Genomic DNA, 18993 nt, shown 5'->3' with positions numbered 1-18993 from the left:
GCGCTCAGCGGTCCAGCGCGCGGTCGAGATCCGCGAAGACGCGGTCGTAGGTCGCCGCGAGGCGGTCGAGGCGCGGCGCCAAGCCGTCGGCCGAGCGGCGGTGGAAGGCGCGGGCGAGCTGGAACTGGAAGGCCTTGGCCTCGCGGCTCAGATCCGCCGCGGCCGCGGCGGCCGGCGCGAATCCGCCGGCCTCCCGGTCTTCGAGCCACGTGAGATGGCTGGCGAGCATCTCGAAATTGGCGCCGAGCTGGCGCGTCGTGTTGAAGGCGTAGGCGTGGAACACGCTGAGCGGCCGGACGACCAGATCCCCGGCGGTCGCCGCGAGGGCGTCGCGGAACGCCAGGACGGGGTTGCGCCGGGGTGCGCGTGCGCGATGCCGGACGAGCAGTTCGCGCGCCACCGTCGGCAGCTCGGCCGTGCCGAGCGGCGGGGCGACAGTCTTCACGAACTCGGCGTAGGGCGGCAGCGTCGCCGGCCCGAAGATGCCGCCGTAATCGTCCCCCGAGAGCCGGAAACGACCCGCATTGTGCAGGTAATCGAGTTCCCGGGCCGCCGGATCGAGGGCCAGGATGCCGATCGTGGTCTTGCCGTGCTCGCGGCCGTAGGTGGTCCCCTGCGTGTCGGGCAGGTAGATCGCGTCGACTTCGACCAGGACCGGCCGGCCGGCCGCGGCCTGGATCTCCGCGTGGTTCTCGAGGCCGCCGTAGACCGCGAGTTCCAGCACTTCCAGACCGTAGAGGCGCTCGATATCGCCGGTCGGCGGCTTGAAGAAGGTGAACTGGTCGCCCTCGAAATCCTGCCGCAGGGTGAAGCCCAGCATCGCCTCCGGCACGAGGCCGCGGCCGTGCAGGAGCTCGATCCAGAGGTCGACGTAGCAGTTCGTCTCCGGCCAGTCGCGGCCGGAATCGTGGAGCGGGTGCGGGACGTGGGGTCCCGCGGCTCCGAGACCGACCGGCAGGCGCAGAGCGGCGGTCACCGCCTCAATCCCACAGCTCGGCGCGCACGGCCTCCGGCCAGGCGGCGAGATCGAGCCCGTGGTGGCGCAGGAGCGCCAGGGTGATCCGCTCCAGGCCGAATCCGACGCAGGCCGTGTGAGCAACCGCGCCGTCCGCCTGGCGCAGCTCCCATGTGCTGCCGAAATGGTCCTGGTGATAGTTGAAGCTGAGGCAGGCCGTCGGCTTGTCGACGCTGTTGACCGGGACGTTCAGCTCGAACTTCAGCCCCTGAGCCCGCTGGTTGTTGGCGAGCATCCGGCCGGCGCGGCCGAAGAACGGGTCGTTGGCCGCGTCGATGGCGAGGGGCAGACCGAGGGCGCGCATCATGGCCGTGCCGCGCTCGAGCCAGGTTTCGCGGAAGGCCAGAACCTGCTCGGGGCTGCCCATGCGCACGTACTCGCGCATCCGGAAGAGCTGCATCCGGGTCGGCTCCAGCGACGGCTCGCGCCGGAAGCAGTAGGATTGCAGGTCGAACAGGCGGCCCTCGGTCGGCAGCGCGCCCCGCGCGGCGGCGACCGGATAGACCGGGTAGCAGGCCGCGGGCGTCAGCACGACGTCGGTGGCCTCCTGCTGGCCGGTCCAGTCGGTCCCGGCCTCGAGGCAGGCGAGGATCTCGGCGTGTCCGCGCGCGTCGCCGCAGAAGCTGTGCACGGTCCCGGCGAGGTTCGGGAAGCCCTTGAAATAGCCGCTGCGCTCGAAGGCCGGGCGGCTCATGGCCGGCGGGAACCGCAGCACCTCGGCCCCCTCGGCGGCCCCGAGGCGCGTGATCATCCGGTCGAGGGCGTCGACGACGCTCTCGAAGCCGCCGCTGCGGCCGTAGAGGCCGTCGACGCCGGTCCGGACGAGCAGGCCGCGGTCGAACAGGCGTTCGAGGAAGGTCGGGCCGCCGGCCGGCTCGTCCTCGAGCAGGACGACGTCGCCGGCGGGAGAGGAGATCGATTCCATCACGCACTCATGAGCTGGCCGCTGCCCTTCTGCACGAGCAGGAGCTTGGCGGTGTTGGCGAGGATGCGGTCGTTGCCGATCATCAGCGGCGCGGAGAGGACGTCGCGCAGCGGCCGTCCCAGGCTGAAGGGCGTGTCGTTCCGGTAGCCGGCGAGACCGACGATCGCGAGCGCCCGCCGCACGATGTCGACCGCCATGTCGGAGACGGTGACCTTCAGATTGTTGAGCATCACGCAGAAGCCGACGGAGCCGATCGTGTCGGCGTCCCCGTGGGCGTCCTCGAAACGGCGTAGGGCCGACGCGATGGTGCCGCGCATGGCCTGGTGCGCGTTGGAGACCTCGGCGAGGCGCGTCGCCGTCGGCGGCACCTGCCCGGGCCGGCGCCGCGCCTCGGCCTGCACGAAGGCGCGGGCGCGATCGACCGCGTAGGTCGCGATCCCGTACCAGACGCTGCTCCACAGCAGGTGCGAGGAGGCCAGCATCGACTGGGCGGCGATCTCCGCGAACGGCTTCGGCAGGATCTGCTCGACCGGGACGTTCCGGGCCTCCAGGCGGAAGCCCTCGCTGCAGGTCCCGCGCATGCCGAGGGTGTCCCAGTCGCCCGTGCGCACGAGGGAGACCTGGTCGGCCATCAGCGCGACGAGGACCTGATCGGACGTCGCCGCGTCCGGATGGCGCCGCGCCGTGGCGAGGATCAGGTCGGCGTGGGCGCCGTAGGAGATCACCGACGCGTCCTTGCCGAGGGCGAAGACCTCGCCGTTGGTTTCCACCGCGCAGAGGCTGTTCCGGAGGTCGCCGCCGATGCCCGCCTCGGTGGTCGAGGAGGCGACCAGCAGTTGCTCCCGCGCGATCCGCTCCATCAGGCGTCCGTGCCAGGGGCTGTCCAGGCCGTGGGTCACGAGGCTGGACACCTTGATGTGGTGCATCGCGAAGGTCATCGCCGCCGCGCTGCAGGCCTGCCCGAGCGTGCTGCACAGCTCGGCGATCTGCACCAGCCCGGCCCCCTCGCCGCCGAGCTGACCCGGGATCTGGAGGCCGAGCAGGCGCTCGGCCTTCATGGCGGCGACAGCCTCCACGGGGAAGCGGCCTTCGCGGTCGACGGCGTCGGCGTGGCGCGCCGCCACCGCCGCGGCCCGCTCGGCGCGCGCGGCGAGCGTGCTCATGCGGCTTCCTGCTGAATCAGGGAGGAGACGGCCTCGCGGATGGCGCGGATGGACGAGAACGACTTCCGATTCAGGAGCTCGTCGGGGAACTCGATGCCGAAGCGCTCCTCGAGGCCCAGCATCAGCTGAACCGAACCGAACGAGTCCAAGCCGAGATCGAACAGGCTGTCATCCTCGGAGAGGTGATCCGCCTTCCCTGCGAAGGCTTCGTTCGAGCCGAGAATCTCACGGATGTCCTGAGCGATGTTCAAGGCGGAACTCCTTATTCCAGTTGTCGAGACGCTATTGAACCGATCGGCCCGGCGTCAAATTATCTAATGATTAATAGTAAATAGCGGCTGGCACTGGGCAGAACGGGGTGGCGCACTGTGCAAGCGGGAGCTCCGTGCGGCCGGCGTCCCACATTTGACGGCCGCCTCTTTACGATCACTTTCCAGCTCTTGATTTCGTGATCTTCCGTCCAGAGATTTCGCGGATCTAGCAACTCATGCGTGTAATCGCTCCGCCTGAGCTTAATTCGAGACCCGGAGCCATTTAGGACGTTTCGGGACTCGTCGTGACGCGGTGGGGCCATCTCGGCCATAAGGGCGCGATGTCGCCCGTCCCGGGCGGGCCCAGCGATCAGCCGGCGCGCGATGATCTACAACCTTCAAATCCTGCGCGCCGTCGCCTCGTACCTCGTCTTCCTCACGCATTTCGGCCTCTATGTCGGCCCCGTCCTGCCGCGGCCTGACCTCCTCGCCTTCGGGGCGAGCGGCGTCGACGTGTTCTTCGTGCTCTCCGGGTTCATCATGTTCGTGAGCACGAGCGGGCGCCGCGAGAGCCCGGGGGAGTTCCTGCTCCGCCGCGCCTCTCGCGTCGTCCCGGTCTACTGGATCGTGACGATCGGCCTGGCGTTGATCGCGCTCACCGGGCTGAGGCCCATCGGGATCGTGGAGATCCGGACGGATTACGTCGTTCAGTCCCTGCTGTTCCTGCCGTTCTCGCGGGGTGGTTTCATCGAGCCGCTGAACTCCGTAGGCTGGACCCTCAATTACGAGATGTTCTTCTACGTGGTTTTCGCGGGATTGCTGCTGGTGCCCAAGCCCGCCGTCCGGGCGCTCGGCGCAGCCGCGGTCTTCCTCGCGCTGATCCTGCTCGGATTGCTGCCGGCGTCGGGCCTCTACTGGGCGTACTACACCAAGCCGATCCTGATCGAGTTCGCTGCCGGCATCGGGCTGGGCTACGCCTACCTGAGGCTCGGAGTGTTGCCCGCAGGCTTCCCCGCCCGCCGCGTCGCCGGCGCGGTCGTCGCGGCCGCGGTGCTGCTCATCCTCGGCGGCCAGGTCGTCACCGAGGCGCTCGGCGCCAGCCCCGAACTGTCGGGGTTCGCCCGCCCGCTGGTCTGGGGTTTCGCGGCCGTCCTGATCGTGGGCGCGATGCTGCTGCTGGAGCGGGCCGGCATCGTGTTGAAGTCGCGCTGGCTGCTCTCGCAGGGCAATGCCAGCTACTCCTTCTATCTGGTTCACAATCTGCTGCTGCACAGCGCCGCCAAGATCGCGGCGCTCGTCGTCGCGCCCGGCATCGCGCGCGCTGTCCTGATCTTCGCGATCGCGTTCCCAGCGGCGGTGGCCGCGGGGGAGTTGCTGTTCCGGTATGTCGAGGCGCCGGTGATCGCGGCCCTGCGGCGCCGGCTCGACCGGCGCCCCTCGCCGGGCCCCCTGCCCGCCCCGATCGCCTCGTAGATCGCGGCGTCGAGTCCGCAGGCAACCCCATTCCGGCGGCGCGGCGAGCTCCTGACCTTAACGTTAATCGTTCGCAAAAATTAAGTTTACACGTCAGGTTTAAGGCTCGAATCAGCACTATTTTCGATAGTTGCTGGCGCGGTGACCCCTTTTTTAGAGATCACGTCTCTATTACCCTCACATGTGTGCCTACGCTCGCTGCCACAGGCGGGGCCGGCAGGACGGAATGCATTTTCCAGCGTCCGGCGCACCGACGAGGAAGCTGTGATGCGCGTCGCGATTGTTCACGACTGGTTGTATATCGTCGGTGGCGCCGAGCGTGTCCTCGAGCAGCTGCTGCGGATCTATCCGGACGCGGACGTCTTCGCCCTCTTCGACTTCCTGCCCGACGCAGACCGGGCGCGGCTGGGCTACACGCAGGCGCGGACGAGCTTCATCCAGCGCATGCCCTTCGCGCGGACGCGGCACCGCAACTACCTGCCGCTGATGCCGCTCGCGATCGAGCAGTTCGATCTGTCGGCCTACGATCTGGTCATCTCGAGCAGCTACGCGGTGGCGAAGGGCGTCCTGACCGGGCCCGACCAGCTCCACGTCTCCTACATCCACTCGCCCATGCGTTACGCCTGGGACATGCAGCACACCTACCTGCGGGAGAGCGGCTGCGACGCGGGCATGAAGAGCCTGCTCGCCCGGCTGATCCTGCACCGGATGCGCGTCTGGGATTTCCGCACGGCGGCCGGTCCCAACGCGATCGTGGCCAACTCGGCCTTCGTCGCCCGCCGCATCCACAAGGTCTACGGCCGCACCGCCGAGGTCATCCACCCGCCGATCACGCTGCCGACCCTGCGGTACGACGGCCCGCGCGCGAACCACTTCCTCGTGGCCAGCCGCCTCGTGCCCTACAAGAACGTCGAGGCGGTGATCCGCGCCTTCGCGCTGCTTCCCGATCTCGAACTCGTGGTGACGGGCTCCGGGCCGGATGCCGCGCGGCTGCGCGAGATCGCGGGGCCCAACGTGACATTCTCGGGCTTCGTGCCCGACGCGGAGCTGCGCCACCTCATGGCCACGGCCCGCGCCTTCATCTTCGCGGCCGAAGAGGATTTCGGGATCATCGTGGTCGAGGCCACGTCGGAGGGCACGCCCGTCCTCGCACTGGGCCGCGGCGGTGCCCGCGAGACGGTCCAGACCCGCGGCCCGCAGCGCACCGGGATGTTCTTCGACGTGCCCGAGCCCGAGGCGATCGCCGAGTGCGTCCGGCGCTTCCTGCTGCAGGAGAGCCACTTCACCCGCGAGGCCTGCTGGGCGCAGGCCGAGACGTTCTCGGCCGAGCTGTTCCGCAGCCGGTTCTCGAACTTCGTCGATGACCAGATGGCCCTGCACCGGGCCGCCTGCGAGACGCGCCCGCGGATCGTGCCGCGCCTCGAAGCCGTCGGCTGAGGGCAGATCGCATGTCCTTCCTGACTGTCGATCTGGCCGACCGGGCGCCGGTCCGGGCCCTCCCCCAGGAGCCGGCGCGCGGCGGTCCGCTGGCCGCCGCCCTCGCGCGGATCTGGCATCGCCGGACCCTGTTCCTGGCGGTGTTCGCCGCGGTCCTCGGCCTCGCCGTCACCGCGCTGCTGATGATCCAGCCGCAATACGTGGCGAGCGGCTCGGTGATCGTCGCCGAGGCCGAGCCGGGCGCCAACAACGCCTCGATGGCCTGGATCCAGAAGATCGGCGACCCGGCGGACATCGAGAGCCAGATCCTGGTGATCCGCTCGCCACGGCTCCTGCGCCTCGCCATCGACGACAACCTCGTCGCCGCGGTCCTCGCCGAGTGCCGCTACGCGGCGACCGGCGGTCATCCCGACCGGATCAGCGACAAGAAGGACGCCGCCTGCACGAAGCTCACGACCGACCGCAACGCGCTCGTCGAGTATCTGCAGAGGCGCTACACGGTCCTGAGCTCCGGCCGCTCGCGCATCATCACCATCGGCTACAAGTCGCCGCTGCCCGAGACGGCGCAGACCATGGCCAACGGCCTGATCAACGCCTTCCTGGAAGACCAGCGCGAGGCGCAGGCCTCGAGCCGCAAGGCGGCGGCCGACTGGCTGCACACCGAGATCAGCCAGCTGGACGCGTCGATCCGGGCCGACGAGACCCGCATCCAAACGTTCCGGCGCCGCAAGGGCCTGCTGAAGGGCTCGCTGGCCCCGATCAGCGCCGAGCGGCTCACCAGCATCAGCCAGCAGCTCGCCGCGGCCGAGACCGCCAAAGCGGACGCCGCCGCGCGGCTGAGCGAGATCGAGGCCAGGGGCGCCCGCGGCGCCGACAGCGCCCCGGCCGTCCTGGCGAGCCCGACCATCGTCTCGCTGAAGCAGCAGCTCAGCGGTGTCAGCGCGCAGCTCGCCAACCAGAGCACCCTGCTGGGCGCGAACCATCCGGTCATCCGGGCGCTCGAGACCGAGCAGGCGAGCCTGCGCGCGCGGATCGAGCAGGAGATCGGGAACGTCGCGCGGGGCCTGCGCAAGTCCTACGAGGCCTCGAGCACCCTCGCCAAGTCGCTGCGCGCCCAACTCGAGACCGCGAAGACGGACGCCGCCGCCGCCATGGACGACGAGGCCTCGATCGAGGGCATGGTGCGCAACGCCGAGATCAAGCGCACCCGCTACGCCGATCTGGTGAAGCGCGCGGGCGAGCTCGAGACCGAGCGGCGGATCCTCACCGGCAGCACGCGGCTGGTCAGCCTCGCCGAGCTGCCGCAGGAGCCGTTCTCGCCCAAGGCCGTGCCGTTCCTGGCGGGCGGCCTCGTGCTCGCCGGCGTGCTCGCCGCCGCCGCCGCGCTGCTGCGCGACTACACCGACCGGCGCGTGCGCACCTCGGCGCAGCTGATGGCGGGCACCGGCGCACCGGTCTTCGCGCAATTGCCGAGCCTGGAGACCGCCGGCCTCGTCGGCCGCTTCTCCGAGCGCCAGCGCGAGCTCGACCTCGCGGAGGCCCTGGCGCGGGCGCGGGTCTATCCGGTGATGCAGAACGTCCTGCGCAACCTGCACGCCCATCTCGTGCTGGCCGGCGCCGGCAAGTCCCGCGTCATCCTGGTCACCTCGGCGAAGCCGCGGGAGGGCAAATCCTTCACGGCCTTCGCGCTCGCCGGGATCGGCGCCGCCAGCGGCCGACGGGTGCTCGTGGTCGAGTGCGACCTGCGGCGCCCGAACTTCGAGGCCTCCCTCGGGCTCGGCCGCGGCGCGGGCCTCGGCGGCGTGCTCCGCGGCGAGATCGACCCGGCCGAGGCCGTTGTCCGGGCCGGACGCTTCGACGTCATCCCCGCGGGAACGCCGACGGCCGACTCGACCGAGCTCCTGATGGGCGACCGGATGGCGGACTTCCTCAAGTGGAGCCGCCGCTACGACCTCGTCCTCCTCGACACGCCGCCCACGAGTCTCCTGATGGACGCGCCGATGCTCGCTCGCCAAGTCGACGGCGTGCTCTGCTGCGCCCGCTACGGCCGCTCGCAGCTCTCCGACACCGTCGAGACCGTGGCGAACCTGCGCCGCGCCGGCGGACACGTCCTCGGGATCGCCATGACCATGGTCCGCCCGGGTATCCAGTCGACCTACGACGTGATGCCGCTTCCCGATCCCCGGGCGGCCGCGAGCGCGCGATGACCGACGTGCTTCCCGCCGAAGCGCTCGCCGAGCGCGGCCTCCTTGACCGGGTGCGGGCCACCCGCTCCGACGTCGCCGCTCGGCCGCGCGTCCTGTTCGTGAGTCACACCGGCACCATGTCGGGAGCCGAGCTGGTGCTCCGCGACGCCGTCCGGCCGTGGCCGGGCTCGACCGCGTTCCTGTTCGAGGACGGCGCCCTCACCGAGGCCCTGCGCGATCAGGGCCTGGAGATCCGCCTCGCGCGCCGACGGTCCGCCCTGGCGGGCCTCCGGCGCGATGTCTCCCCCCTGAGCGCGCTGCCGGTCCTGGGCCAGCTCGGCGCCCTGGCTCTCGAGATCGCCCGGGCGGCCCGTGTTTGCGACGTGGTCTACGCCAACTCGCAGAAGGCCTTCCTGCTCTCCGCCCCGGCGGCCCGCGCCGCCGGGCGTCCCCTGATCTGGCACCTGCACGACATCCTCGACAGCGCGCATTTCGGCCGGGCGCAGCGCGTCCTGCAGGTCCGGCTCGCCAATCTCTGCGCCGCCCGGGTGATCGTGCCCTCCGAGGCCGCCGCGCGGGCCTTCGTCGAGGCCGGCGGGCGCCGGTCCCTGATCCGCGTCGTGCCGAACGGCCTCGACGTCGACCCGGTGCCCTGCGGTGCCGCCGCCCTGCGCGCGGAGCTCGGCCTGCCGGACGGTCCCCTCGTCGGCGTCTTCAGCCGCCTCGCGCCGTGGAAGGGGCAGGACGTCCTGATCGACGCGCTGGCGACCCTGCCCGGCCTGCGCTGCGTCGTGGTGGGGGCGCCCCTTTTCGGCGAGGATGCCTACGCGGCGCATCTGCGCGACCTCGCGGCGCGGCGCGGCCTGTCGGACCGGGTCCTGTTCCTCGGCCAGCGCGACGATGTCCCCAGGCTGATGCAGGCGGTCGACGCGGTCGTGCACTCCTCGGTCGATCCCGAACCGTTCGGCCGTACCCTCGTCGAGGCCATGCTGGTCGGCGTGCCGGTGATCGCCACCGACGCCGGCGCGTCCGCCGAGATCCTCGACGGCGGCGCGGCCGGAACCCTGGTGCCGCCGCGGCGGCCGGACCGCCTCGCGGCGGCCCTGTCGGCGCTGTTCGCCGCTCCCGACGCCTTCAGGGCGCGCACGGCGCTCGCGCGCGAGCGGGCGCTGTCCCGTTACGGCGCGGACCGCATGCAGCGCGATCTCACCGACATCATCCTCCAGGTCGCCGGCCGGGCCTGACGGGCCCGCGTTTCCCTTTCCCGTTCGGAGCCGTCAGACCCGCCATGCCGCGCGTCCTCGTCAACATGCCGAGCCAGCATGCCGGTCGGCCGTCGGGCGTCGCGCTCGTCGCCTTCCGGGTGATCGCCGGCCTCGTCGCGCGCGGCACCTTCGCGGTGGTGCTGCGCTCCCCCTGGCGTCGCGATCAGCTGCCGGCGGCGATCCGCGACTGCGTCGAGGTCGTGACGGTGAAGCGGCCGCGGATCATGCTGCTCGACGTCCTGCGCCAGTGCCTCACCGTCCCGCGGCTGTGCCGCGCCCGCGCCATCGACGTGGTGCTGAACATCGATCCCTACGGGGCGGCGTTCGGCGGCCGCGCCCGCGTCAGCGTCGTGCACGACCTCTATTTCCGCACGCTGCCCGGGCGCATCCGCTCCCGCGAGGCCCTGACCACCGACCCGATCTTCCGCCTGGTCCTCGGCAGCAGCGCCCGGGTGATCGCCGTCTCGGAGGCGACGCGGCGCGATCTGGAGCACCACTACCCGCGACTCCGCGCCCGGACGCGGACCGTGCCGTCCGCGGCCATGCTCGACCCGACGGCGGGTGGCTCCGCCGCCGAGATCCCCGCGGGGCCGTACGTGCTCGCGGTCGGCAACGCTCTGTACAACAAGAACTTCGCGACGCTCGCGCGCGCTGTGGTCGGGCTCGGGCGGCCGGGACTCGGGATCGTCCACGTCGGCGAGGATCATGACGAGGCGATCGCAGGCGCGCTCGGCGGCGCGCCGGTCCCGCTGACCCGCCTGTCGCATATCGGCGACGACAGGCTGGCGGCCCTCTATCGCGGCGCGCTGTGCCTGTGCGTCCCGTCCTTCGCCGAGGGATTCTGCCTGCCCGTTCTGGAGGCGCAGGCCCTCGACTGCCCGGTGATCTGCTCGGACCGCTCCGCCACGCCGGAGATCGCGGGCGCCGGCGCCCTCACCTTCGATCCCGCCGACGCGGCGGCGCTGACCGCGTGCCTGCGGCGCCTGCTGGACGAAACCGGGCTCCGGACCGCGCTGATCGCCCGCGGTCGCGACAATGTCCGGCGCTACGACTGGGCCGAGACCGCCCGCCGCTACGAGACACTGCTGCTCGACGCGCTGCGGGACGGCGCGACGGCGCGTACCGCCCGGGAGGTGCCGCATGCGCATCCTGCACCTTAGCTCGCTCTACGCGCCCGAGCAGGTCGGCGGCGCCGAACTGATGGTCGAGACTCTCGCCCGGACCCAGGCGGAGCTCGGCCACAACGTCGCCGTCGCCTGCGCGGCGCGGACCGAGGGCGGACCGGTCCTGCAGGACGGCGTCACCGTCTACCGGACCGGGTACGGAACGCCGTTCCACATCCTCGACTGGTCCCAGCGCGGGCGGGTCGACCGCCTCCGCTACAAGCTCGCGGCGCAGTGGAACCGCCACGCCCTCGACCGGATGATGCGGGCGGTCAGGGACTTCGCCCCCGACCTCGTCAACACCCACTCCATCTCCGAGCTGCCGCCGGCGCTCTGGCCGCTGCTTCGGCGACTCGGGGTGCCGGTCGTGCACACGCTGCACGACTTCACCAGCCTCTGCACCAACGGCGCCATGGTGCGCCACGGGCGTTCCTGCGCCGGCCAGCATCTCAAGTGTCGCCTCTACGCGGCGCCGCACCGGCGCTGCCAGCGCGCCGTGACGGCCGTCACCGCCGTGGGCTCGGACATCCTCGATCGCCACCTCGCCGCCGGCCTCTTCGCCCACGTGCCGCCGTCGCTGCGCCGAGTGATCTGGAACCCGATCCGGCCCGGTTCACCCGTGGCGCGGAGGCAGCGCGCGCCCGGCGCGCCGGTCCGGTTCGGCTATCTGGGCCGGATCGAGGGCGCGAAGGGCTTCGACGTGCTCCTCGAAGCCTGCCGACGCCTGCCGGAGGCGGGCTGGCGCCTCGCCGTCGCGGGCCGCGCCGTGGACGGGCTGGACCGTTACCGCACCCTGGCCGAGGGCCTGCCCGTCAACTTCCTGGGCTACGTGGAGCGCGACGCCTTCCTCGACGGTCTCGACTGCCTCGTGGTCCCGCCGGTCTGGCCCGAGCCCTTCGGCCGGACGGTGGCGGAGGCCTACGGGCGCGGCGTCCCGGTGATCGGCACCGCCACCGGCGGCATCGGCGAGCAGGTCGGGCCGGGCCCCTGGCTGGTCCCGCCGGGCGACGCGTCAGCACTCGCCGCCGCGATGACCCGGATCGTCGCGGAGCCGGCCCGCCTCGCCGAAGGTCTCGCCCGCGCCGCCCGGATCCGCGCCGGCACCGATCCGGTCGCCGTCGCGACCGCCTTCCTCGACCTCTACGCCGCGACCCGCACCGAACCGCTTCCCGAGCTTTCCGCCCGCGCGGAGCGCCCGCATTTCAGCGAGTGCCGTCCATGATGACCCCCTCCCTGTCGTCGAACTACGCCCGGCTCCTGACCGAGGAGCCGCGCGCTCAGGGCCAGGACCGGCCGAGGGATCAGGCCACCGCGCGCGCGGTGACCGGACCGCTGCGGATCCTGCATCTGAGCGCCCTCTATCCGCCCTACATCGTGGGCGGCGCCGAGCGCTCGGTAGAGCATCTCGCCGAGGAACTCGTCGCGGCCGGCCACACGGTGGCGGCGGCCTGCATCGCGCGGGAGCCGGAGCCCAAGAGCGTGCGCGGCGGCGTCACGGTCTACCGCATGGCCCACCACAACGATTTCTGGCTGGAGGACTGGCCCCAGGCGAGCCGGTTCGGCCGCGCCTGGGCCAAGCTCAAGCAGCAGTGGAATTTTGCCGTGGCGGCCGAGTTCGGCCGCGTCCTCGACGACTTCCGGCCCGACATCGTCAACACGCACTCGCTGCTCGACGTCTCGACCCTCGTCTGGCGCGAGGCGGCCAAGCGCGGGATCCCGATCGTCCACACGGTCTGCGAGTACGATCTGATCTGCGGCAACGCCGCGATGTTCAAGGACGGCAAGCCGTGCGACCGCTGGCACCTCGGCTGCAAGGTGGTCAACGCCGCCAAGCAGATCACCAACCGGTCGGTGGACGCCGTCGTCAGCGTCGGCACCGAGATCCTCAAGACCCATGTCGACCACGGGTTGTTCGCGCATCTCGCGCCCGAGCGGCGCCGGGTGATCTTCTATTCCTGCACGGTTCCCGGGGGCGACCCGGAGGCACGGCGCCGGATCGACCGGACCGGCAGGCCGATGACGTTCGGATATCTCGGCCGGATCAACACCGAGAAGGGGGTCGGCACGATGATCGATGCCTTCCGGCGGATCGGTCCCGGCGACTGGCGGTGCCTCGTCGCCGGCCACGCGATGGACGACTCCATCGAGCGCTTCAAGGCGCGGGCCGAGGATCTGCCAATCGAGTTCGTCGGCTGGGCGAAGCCCGCCGAGTTCCTCAGCGCCGTCGACGTGCTGATCGTCCCCTCCTTCTGGGCCGAGCCGTCGCCCCGGACGATCTACGAGGCCTACACGATGGGCGTTCCGGTCATCGGGGCGGCCTCCGGCGGGATCCCCGAACTGATCGGCGAGGACAACGCCGACTGGCTGTTCACGCCGGGCGACGACGCCGACCTCGCCGCGCGGTTGCGGACGGTGATCGACCGTGGCCGCGGGAACCTGCCGGACGAGCGCGCCTTCCAGCACGTCATCCGCGAATCAACCTCGGAGCGCGTCGCCGAGAAGTATCTCGACCTCTACGCCGAACTCGTCGCCGAGCGTCGGGCGAGCCGCCCGTGACCGCCGCCGCGCCGGTCCTGTCGGAGGCCGCCGCCGCCGAGGAGGAGCCGGGGCTCGCCTCCGGCGCCGCCGTGACGCGCCGCTCGTTCGACGCCGCGCGCTGGGTTGCGGTCGCCTCCGTCGGCAACGTGACCTTGAGCTTCGGGGTTTTCCTCGTGCTCGCCCGCCTGATCGGGCCCGCCGAGTTCGGAATGGTGGCGATCGCGGCGGTCTTCATCGACATCCTGCAGATCGTCGCCCGCTGCGGGCTGCCCGACGCGGTGGTCCAGCGCGCCGACCTCGACGAGGACTTCGCCGCCACCGCCTTCTGGGTGATGCTCGCCACGGGCGCCGTCTGCGCCGCCGGCCTCGCGGCGCTGTCAGGCCCGATCGCCTGGATCTTCGACCTGCCCACGCTGCAGCCGGTCCTGTGCGCGCTCTCCGCCTGTTTCGTGATCACCGCCGCAGGCGCGATCCACGAGGCGCGGCTCCAGCGGAGCTTCGGCTTCCGCAAGCTCGCGCTGCGCGCGCTCGGCGCCAACATCCTCGGCGGGGCCGCGGCCCTCGTCCTAGCCCTCGACGGCTACGGCGTCTGGAGCCTCGTGGTGCAGCGGCTCGTCGCCGCGACCGCGACCACGCTCCTGACCTGGGCGGCGGCCCGCTGGATCCCGCCCCTGCGGCTCCACCTCGCCTCCGTGCGCGAGCAGATCGCCTTCGGCTCGCGGCTGTTCTGCACCTACCTGCTGCTCGTCGCCTCGATCCGGAGCCAGGAGGTGATCGCGGCCTACTTCCTCTCCGCGACCGAGGTCGGCTATCTGCGCCTCGCGTGGCGCTGCATCGACCTCGTGAGCCAAGTGGCAGTGATCCCGCTTACCACGGTCGGGCTGACAACCTACGCGCGCCTCCAGGACCGGCCGGGCGAGTTGGCCGCGGCCTTTCACCGATTCGCCGAGGCCTCGGCGTTCCTCGCGGTGCCCGCCTTCTTCGGCATGGCGGCCGTGGCCCCGACCCTCATCCCGTTCCTGTTCGGCGACCAGTGGCACGACGCGGCGCCGGTGCTGCGGACGCTGGCGCTCCTCGCCCCCGAATTCGTCGCGACCTCGATGCTGTGGATGGTCTTCACGGCTCTGGGCCGCAACGGCACCGCCCTGCGGCTCGCCGGCGCGCAGTTCGGCCTGAGCGCCGTGGCGGCGCTCGTGAGCGCACCCTTCGGCCTCGCCGCACTCGTCGCCGGGCACGTGGTGCGGGCCTACCTGTTCACGCCCGCGATCGTCGCCAGCGCCGGGCGCGTCGTCCCGGTCACCAACGGGCGGCTCGTGCGGCTCCTCGCGCCGATCACGCTCTGCGCCGGCGCGATGGCCGGGCTCGTGCTGCTCGTCCAGACCCCGATCCACGCCGCCTTCGGGGACCGGCTCGGCCTCGTCGCGGCCGTCGGTATCGGGATCGCGGCCTACGTGAGCCTCGCCTGGATCTTCATGCGCGACACGCTCCGCACGGCCGTCGGCCTCTTCCTGCGGCGCCCGGCCTGATCTGCACCCTCCGCCAACGATTGTGGGCGACACTGCCTGCCGGAGACCCCGCGGCCGGCAGGCGGCATCGGCGGCGGGTACGGGAGACGGTGCGGGGCGATGGCGGGACAGGCGTTGCCGATCGGAACGAGTGCGCCGGCCGCGTCCCTCTTCGCGGACCGCGTCGCCGTGCTCCTGCTCGGCGCCGCCCTGAACTTCAACGTCCTGACCTCGACCTTCGGGCTTCCGTTCCAGCGCCTGTCCGACCTGCTGCCGTTCCTGCTCATCCCCTGGCTGGGTCTACGCCGGGCCGTCGTGGCAGAGGCGGTGCGGCAGGCCGCGCCGCTGTCCGGTATCCTGGCGCTGATCGCGGCCTCGCTGGTGCTGAAGGCGCACAAGCAGGCGGGCGACGTCTACCTGACCCTCGTCCTGCTGCTCTACGTGGTCCAGGCGTTCATCCTGCTGGTGATGTTCCGCGACCGGCGCGTCGAGGACGCGTTCTGCGTCGGCCTGCTCGCCGGCATGCTCGCCTCCCTCGCCGTGCTGCTGCTCGCCGCCTCCGGCACGCAGCTCGACCGGCTCGGGCTCGCGGTCCCGACGGACGGGCTCGACGAGGAGCTGAAGCTGTTCGTGCAGGACAAGCAGGGCGGCCTCTGGGCCTCCGGCAACGAGACCGGCCACGTCTTCGCGCTGGCCGGGGCCGCGGCTCTGCTGCTCAGCCTGCGCTATCACCTCAAGATCATCTACCTCGCCTACGTCGCGGCCCTCCTGGCGAGCTTCCCGTTCACCAACAACCGCGCCGGCCTGTTCATGCCGCTCCTGTTCCTCGGCCTGCTGATGCGGCGGAACCTCAGGGCGCCGGCCGTGCTGGCCGCGCTCGGCGTCCTGGGCGTCCTGCTCGTGGCCTGGGCGGTGACGGGGGAGATCCCGCTGCCGGGAACCCTGTCCCAGGCGATCGAGCGGCGCTTCGCCGGGGACCACAACGTCACGGGCAATTTCGACGAGCGGTTCCTGTCCGGCGTGACCGCGCTCCAGCTCGTCGCCGAATACCCGTTCGGCGTCGGCGAGGTCGCTAGGCGGGAGGAGCTGCAGGCGCTGACCGGCCTCGTCACGCCCCATAACGGCTTCGTGTCTCTGGCGCTCCAGAGCGGCATCGCCACGGCGCTGCTGCTCATCGCAGGCCTCGGGCGGATCCTGCTGGCGCCCGCCGCCTTCGGGCCGTTCCTGACCTACAGCGCGGTGTTCCTGATCCCGTCGCTGATGTTCGAGGAGCTGTCGGTTAACCAGTACTTCCTCTTCTTCATGGGTTTCATTCTGGCGTCCCTCGCGCTGCCGCCGGACCGCGCGCCATCGGCCACGAAATAGGGGCGGGCCGCGCCGTACCGCAGCGCGGCCCGCTCGGTCACCGCATGACGAAGGGGTTTTCCGGCGCGTCGCGGCTCGTGGAGATCCAGACGCTCTTGGTCTCCAGATACTCGCGGATCGACTCGATCCCGCTCTCGCGGCCGATGCCCGAGCGTTTCATGCCGCCGAACGGCATCATGTAGCTCACCGCCCGGTAGGTGTTCACCCAGACGGTGCCGGCGCGAAGCCCCTTCGACATGCGCATCGCGCGACCGATATCCTGGGTCCAGACGCCCGCCGCGAGCCCGTAGATCACGTCGTTGCCGACCTTCAGCGCCTCGGCCTCGTCCTCGAAGCCGATGATCGACAGCACCGGGCCGAACACCTCCTCCTGGGCGATGCGCATATCGTTGGTGACGCCCGTGAAGATCGTCGGCTCGACGAACTGGCCGCCGAGCACGCCGGGACCGGAGGCGGGATTGCCGCCGAACACGCAGCGCGCACCCTCGCTCTTGGCGAGCGCGATGTAGTCGAGCACCTTCGTGTACTGGGGCGGCGTCGTGATCGGCCCGATGTTGGTGTCGGCCTGCATCGGGTCGCCGAGCTTGGCGGTGCGGGCGAGCTCGATCAGGCGCTCGGTGAATTCCTGGCGGATGCTGTTCTGCACCAGCAGGCGCGATCCGGCGATGCAGGTCTGCCCGGTGGCCGCGAAGATGCCCGAGATCGCTCCCGCGGCGGCGGCCTTCAGGTCAGCATCGGCGAAGACGATGTTGGGCGACTTCCCGCCGAGCTCCAGGGATACGCGCTTGATCTGCCGCGCGGCCGCTTCGTAGACTTTCGCCCCGGTGACGTCGGAGCCCGTGAAGGTGATCTTGGCGACGTCGGGATGCTCGACGATGGCGGTGCCGGCCTCACCGCCGAAGCCGGTGACGACGTTGAACATGCCGTCGGGCAGCCCGGCCTCCTTGGTCAGGCGGGCGAATTCCAGCGTGCTCGCGGACGCGAACTCGGACGGCTTCACCACGACCGCGCAGCCGGCCGCGAGCGCGGGGGCGCATTTCCAGGCGACGAACAGGAGCGGCGAGTTCCACGCCGTCAGCGCCCCGACCACGCCCACCGGCTCGTGCCGGGTGAACGCGAAGGTCTCGGGCTTGTCGATCGGCACCTGCGCGCCCTCGACCTTGTCGGCGAGACCCGCGTAGTACCACCACCATTCCGGCTGGTAGCGGGTCTGGCCGTACATCTCCGCGAAGAGCTTGCCGTTGTCGCGGACCTCGACTTCGGCGAGTGCCCTGGCTTCGCGCTCGACGAGATCGCCGATCCGGCGCAGGACCTTGCCGCGGGCCGAGGCCGTCATGGTGGCCCAGGGGCCGTCCCACATGGCGCGCTTGGCGGCGGCCACCGCCCGGTCGACGTCGGCGCGCCCGGCGCGCGGGATGCGGGCCCAGGGCTCGCCGCGATAGGGGTCGATGGACTCGAACCACGAGCCCTCGACCGGATCGACCGATTGCCCGTCGATGTAGAGCTGGTAGGTCTTCACGGCGCGCCTCTCCGTTCAGGGATGCGCGCCATATGGACCCGGAGCCCGCCGGCGGCGAGCCCGACGGCTCAGGCGTTGGCGCTGAGGCGCTTGATGTCGGCGTCGACCATCTCGGTGATCAGCGCCTCGAGGCTGGTCTCGGCCTCCCAGCCGAAGGTCGCCTTGGCCTTGGCGGGGTTGCCCAGCAGCACCTCGACCTCTGCCGGCCGGAACAGCGCCGGGTCGACGATCAGGTGGTCGTCCACCTTCAGGCCGACGTGCTTGAACGCGATCTCGCACATGTCGCGCACCGTCGTGGTCCGGCCGGTGGCGATCACGTAATCGTCCGGGCGGTCCTGCTGCAGCATCAGCCACATCGCCTTCACGTAGTCGCGGGCGTGGCCCCAGTCGCGCTTGGCGTCGATGTTGCCCAGCCGCAGCTCCTTCTGCCGGCCGAGCTTGATCCGCGCCACCGCGTCGGTGACCTTGCGGGTGACGAACTCGACGCCGCGCAGCGGGCTCTCGTGGTTGAACAGGATGCCGTTCGACGCGTGCAGCCCGAAGCTCTCGCGGTAGTTAATGGTCATCCAGTGCGCGTAGAGCTTGGCCACGCCGTAGGGCGACCGCGGGTAGAACGGCGTCGACTCGCTCTGCTTGGCCTCCTGGATCAGGCCGAACATCTCCGAGGTCGAGGCCTGGTAGTAGCGCGCCTGGGGCGCCGCCGAACGCAGGCATTCCAGCATGTGCACCGCGCCGAGGCCGGTGACCTGCCCGGTCAGCAGCGGCTGCTGCCAGGACGAGGTCACGAACGACTGGGCCGCGAGGTTGTAGATCTCGTCGGGCTTGGCCGCCTGGACGATGCGCAGCAGGGCGGACTGGTCGAGCAGGTTGCCGTCGACCAGCTCGACATCGTCCAGGATGCCGAGCCACTTCAACCGGTGATCGAACACGCCGGCATGGCTGGAGCGCCGCACGATGCCGGTGACGGCGTAGCCCTTCTGCAGGAGCAGCTGCGCCAGATACGCGCCGTCCTGGCCCGTCACTCCCGTGATCAGCGCTCGCTTGGCCGTCATGAACCCGTCCCGTCCCGAAGATGCCCGGCTGCTACGACCGCAACGGGCCGCGCGTCAAGGCGAGGTGTCGACATCAGTATTGTGCCAAGCAAGCGGAGCCGGAAGGGCACATCACCAGACTAGCGCCGCCCAGGGA

15 protein-coding genes are annotated in these 18993 nt (G+C 71.1%); 9 read left to right on the top strand and 6 right to left on the bottom strand.

Annotation, left to right across the window (positions count from 1 at the left end; all coding sequences use genetic code 11):
• Nucleotides 1-4: 4 nt before the first annotated feature.
• Genes J3A75_RS03740 through J3A75_RS03725 form a run of 4 tightly spaced genes read right to left on the bottom strand, consistent with a single transcriptional unit; the run spans nucleotide 5 to nucleotide 3348 of the window.
• The gene (locus J3A75_RS03740; RefSeq protein WP_024827825.1) at nucleotides 5-976 is read right to left on the bottom strand and encodes a DUF1839 family protein; all 972 of its coding nucleotides are present in this window, start codon (nucleotides 974-976) and stop codon (nucleotides 5-7) included.
• 4 nt (nucleotides 977-980) lie between these two features.
• Nucleotides 981-1940 (bottom strand): amino acid--[acyl-carrier-protein] ligase, encoded by a 960-nt coding sequence (locus J3A75_RS03735; protein ID WP_107645281.1) that lies wholly within the window; start codon nucleotides 1938-1940, stop codon nucleotides 981-983.
• Entirely contained in the window at nucleotides 1940-3103 is a 1164-nt protein-coding gene (locus J3A75_RS03730) for an acyl-CoA dehydrogenase family protein (RefSeq protein ID WP_012317209.1), read from the bottom strand. Before J3A75_RS03730 ends, J3A75_RS03735 begins: the two co-directional genes overlap by 1 nt.
• Nucleotides 3100-3348 (bottom strand): acyl carrier protein, encoded by a 249-nt coding sequence (locus J3A75_RS03725; protein WP_199825845.1) that lies wholly within the window; start codon nucleotides 3346-3348, stop codon nucleotides 3100-3102. Before J3A75_RS03725 ends, J3A75_RS03730 begins: the two co-directional genes overlap by 4 nt.
• A 390-nt stretch (nucleotides 3349-3738) precedes the next feature.
• Between J3A75_RS03725 and J3A75_RS03720 the strand changes: the two genes are divergently transcribed.
• The 9 genes from J3A75_RS03720 (at nucleotide 3739) to J3A75_RS03680 (ending at nucleotide 16286) form a co-directional block, all read left to right on the top strand.
• Nucleotides 3739-4827 carry an acyltransferase family protein gene (locus J3A75_RS03720; RefSeq protein WP_024827826.1) on the top strand — a complete coding sequence of 363 codons (1089 nt, stop codon included), beginning with the start codon at nucleotides 3739-3741 and terminating at the stop codon, nucleotides 4825-4827.
• Between the two features lie 267 nt (nucleotides 4828-5094).
• Complete coding sequence (locus tag J3A75_RS03715) at nucleotides 5095-6264, top strand: glycosyltransferase (RefSeq protein ID WP_209649701.1); 1170 nt, start codon at nucleotides 5095-5097, stop codon at nucleotides 6262-6264.
• An 11-nt stretch (nucleotides 6265-6275) separates the two neighbouring features.
• Nucleotides 6276-8471, top strand: coding sequence for a GumC family protein (locus J3A75_RS03710; RefSeq protein WP_029360463.1), 2196 nt, complete (start codon nucleotides 6276-6278; stop codon nucleotides 8469-8471).
• Nucleotides 8468-9694, top strand: a complete 1227-nt coding sequence (locus tag J3A75_RS03705; RefSeq protein ID WP_199825823.1) for a glycosyltransferase — start codon at nucleotides 8468-8470, stop codon at nucleotides 9692-9694. The genes J3A75_RS03710 and J3A75_RS03705 overlap by 4 nt, the downstream gene beginning before the upstream one ends.
• A 44-nt stretch (nucleotides 9695-9738) precedes the next feature.
• Nucleotides 9739-10875 (top strand): glycosyltransferase family 4 protein, encoded by a 1137-nt coding sequence (locus J3A75_RS03700; RefSeq protein WP_043072936.1) that lies wholly within the window; start codon nucleotides 9739-9741, stop codon nucleotides 10873-10875.
• Nucleotides 10856-12100, top strand: a complete 1245-nt coding sequence (locus J3A75_RS03695) for a glycosyltransferase family 4 protein (protein WP_029360460.1) — start codon at nucleotides 10856-10858, stop codon at nucleotides 12098-12100. The genes J3A75_RS03700 and J3A75_RS03695 overlap by 20 nt, the downstream gene beginning before the upstream one ends.
• Nucleotides 12101-12210: 110 nt before the next feature.
• Entirely contained in the window at nucleotides 12211-13434 is a 1224-nt protein-coding gene (locus J3A75_RS03690; protein ID WP_029360459.1) for a glycosyltransferase family 4 protein, read from the top strand.
• Complete coding sequence (locus J3A75_RS03685) at nucleotides 13431-14942, top strand: lipopolysaccharide biosynthesis protein (protein ID WP_070998294.1); 1512 nt, start codon at nucleotides 13431-13433, stop codon at nucleotides 14940-14942. Before J3A75_RS03690 ends, J3A75_RS03685 begins: the two co-directional genes overlap by 4 nt.
• Nucleotides 14943-15056: 114 nt before the next feature.
• A complete protein-coding gene (locus J3A75_RS03680) occupies nucleotides 15057-16286 on the top strand; it encodes an O-antigen ligase family protein (RefSeq protein WP_245295876.1) in 1230 nt (409 codons plus the stop codon).
• A gap of 37 nt (nucleotides 16287-16323) precedes the next feature.
• On the opposite strand, the gene J3A75_RS03675 is transcribed toward J3A75_RS03680, so the two are convergent.
• Together J3A75_RS03675 and gmd are read right to left on the bottom strand one after the other, a co-directional pair.
• On the bottom strand, nucleotides 16324-17805 hold the full coding sequence (locus J3A75_RS03675; RefSeq protein WP_012317198.1) for an aldehyde dehydrogenase: 1482 nt from the start codon (nucleotides 17803-17805) through the stop codon (nucleotides 16324-16326).
• Nucleotides 17806-17873: 68 nt separating this feature from the next.
• On the bottom strand, nucleotides 17874-18857 hold the full coding sequence (gmd, locus tag J3A75_RS03670; protein ID WP_012317197.1) for a GDP-mannose 4,6-dehydratase: 984 nt from the start codon (nucleotides 18855-18857) through the stop codon (nucleotides 17874-17876).
• Nucleotides 18858-18993 lie beyond the last annotated feature (136 nt).

Source organism: Methylobacterium sp. PvP105, from assembly GCF_017876975.1.
In the GTDB taxonomy this organism is placed as follows: domain Bacteria; phylum Pseudomonadota; class Alphaproteobacteria; order Rhizobiales; family Beijerinckiaceae; genus Methylobacterium; species Methylobacterium radiotolerans.
The sequence above is the reverse complement of the archived record's forward strand: the minus strand, read 5'-3'. Positions and strand labels throughout refer to the sequence as shown.

What these genes read in the sequence shown, in the direction of transcription:
- J3A75_RS03735 (WP_107645281.1), bottom strand. Translation starts at nt 1,940, where the DNA reads ATGGAATCGATCTCCTCTCCCGCCGGCGACGTCGTCCTGCTCGAGGAC.
- J3A75_RS03730 (WP_012317209.1), bottom strand. Translation starts at nt 3,103, where the DNA reads ATGAGCACGCTCGCCGCGCGCGCCGAGCGGGCCGCGGCGGTGGCGGCG.
- J3A75_RS03720 (WP_024827826.1), top strand. Translation starts at nt 3,739, where the DNA reads ATGATCTACAACCTTCAAATCCTGCGCGCCGTCGCCTCGTACCTCGTC.
- J3A75_RS03715 (WP_209649701.1), top strand. Translation starts at nt 5,095, where the DNA reads ATGCGCGTCGCGATTGTTCACGACTGGTTGTATATCGTCGGTGGCGCC.
- J3A75_RS03710 (WP_029360463.1), top strand. Translation starts at nt 6,276, where the DNA reads ATGTCCTTCCTGACTGTCGATCTGGCCGACCGGGCGCCGGTCCGGGCC.
- J3A75_RS03705 (WP_199825823.1), top strand. Translation starts at nt 8,468, where the DNA reads ATGACCGACGTGCTTCCCGCCGAAGCGCTCGCCGAGCGCGGCCTCCTT.
- J3A75_RS03700 (WP_043072936.1), top strand. Translation starts at nt 9,739, where the DNA reads ATGCCGCGCGTCCTCGTCAACATGCCGAGCCAGCATGCCGGTCGGCCG.
- J3A75_RS03695 (WP_029360460.1), top strand. Translation starts at nt 10,856, where the DNA reads ATGCGCATCCTGCACCTTAGCTCGCTCTACGCGCCCGAGCAGGTCGGC.
- gmd (WP_012317197.1), bottom strand. Translation starts at nt 18,857, where the DNA reads ATGACGGCCAAGCGAGCGCTGATCACGGGAGTGACGGGCCAGGACGGC.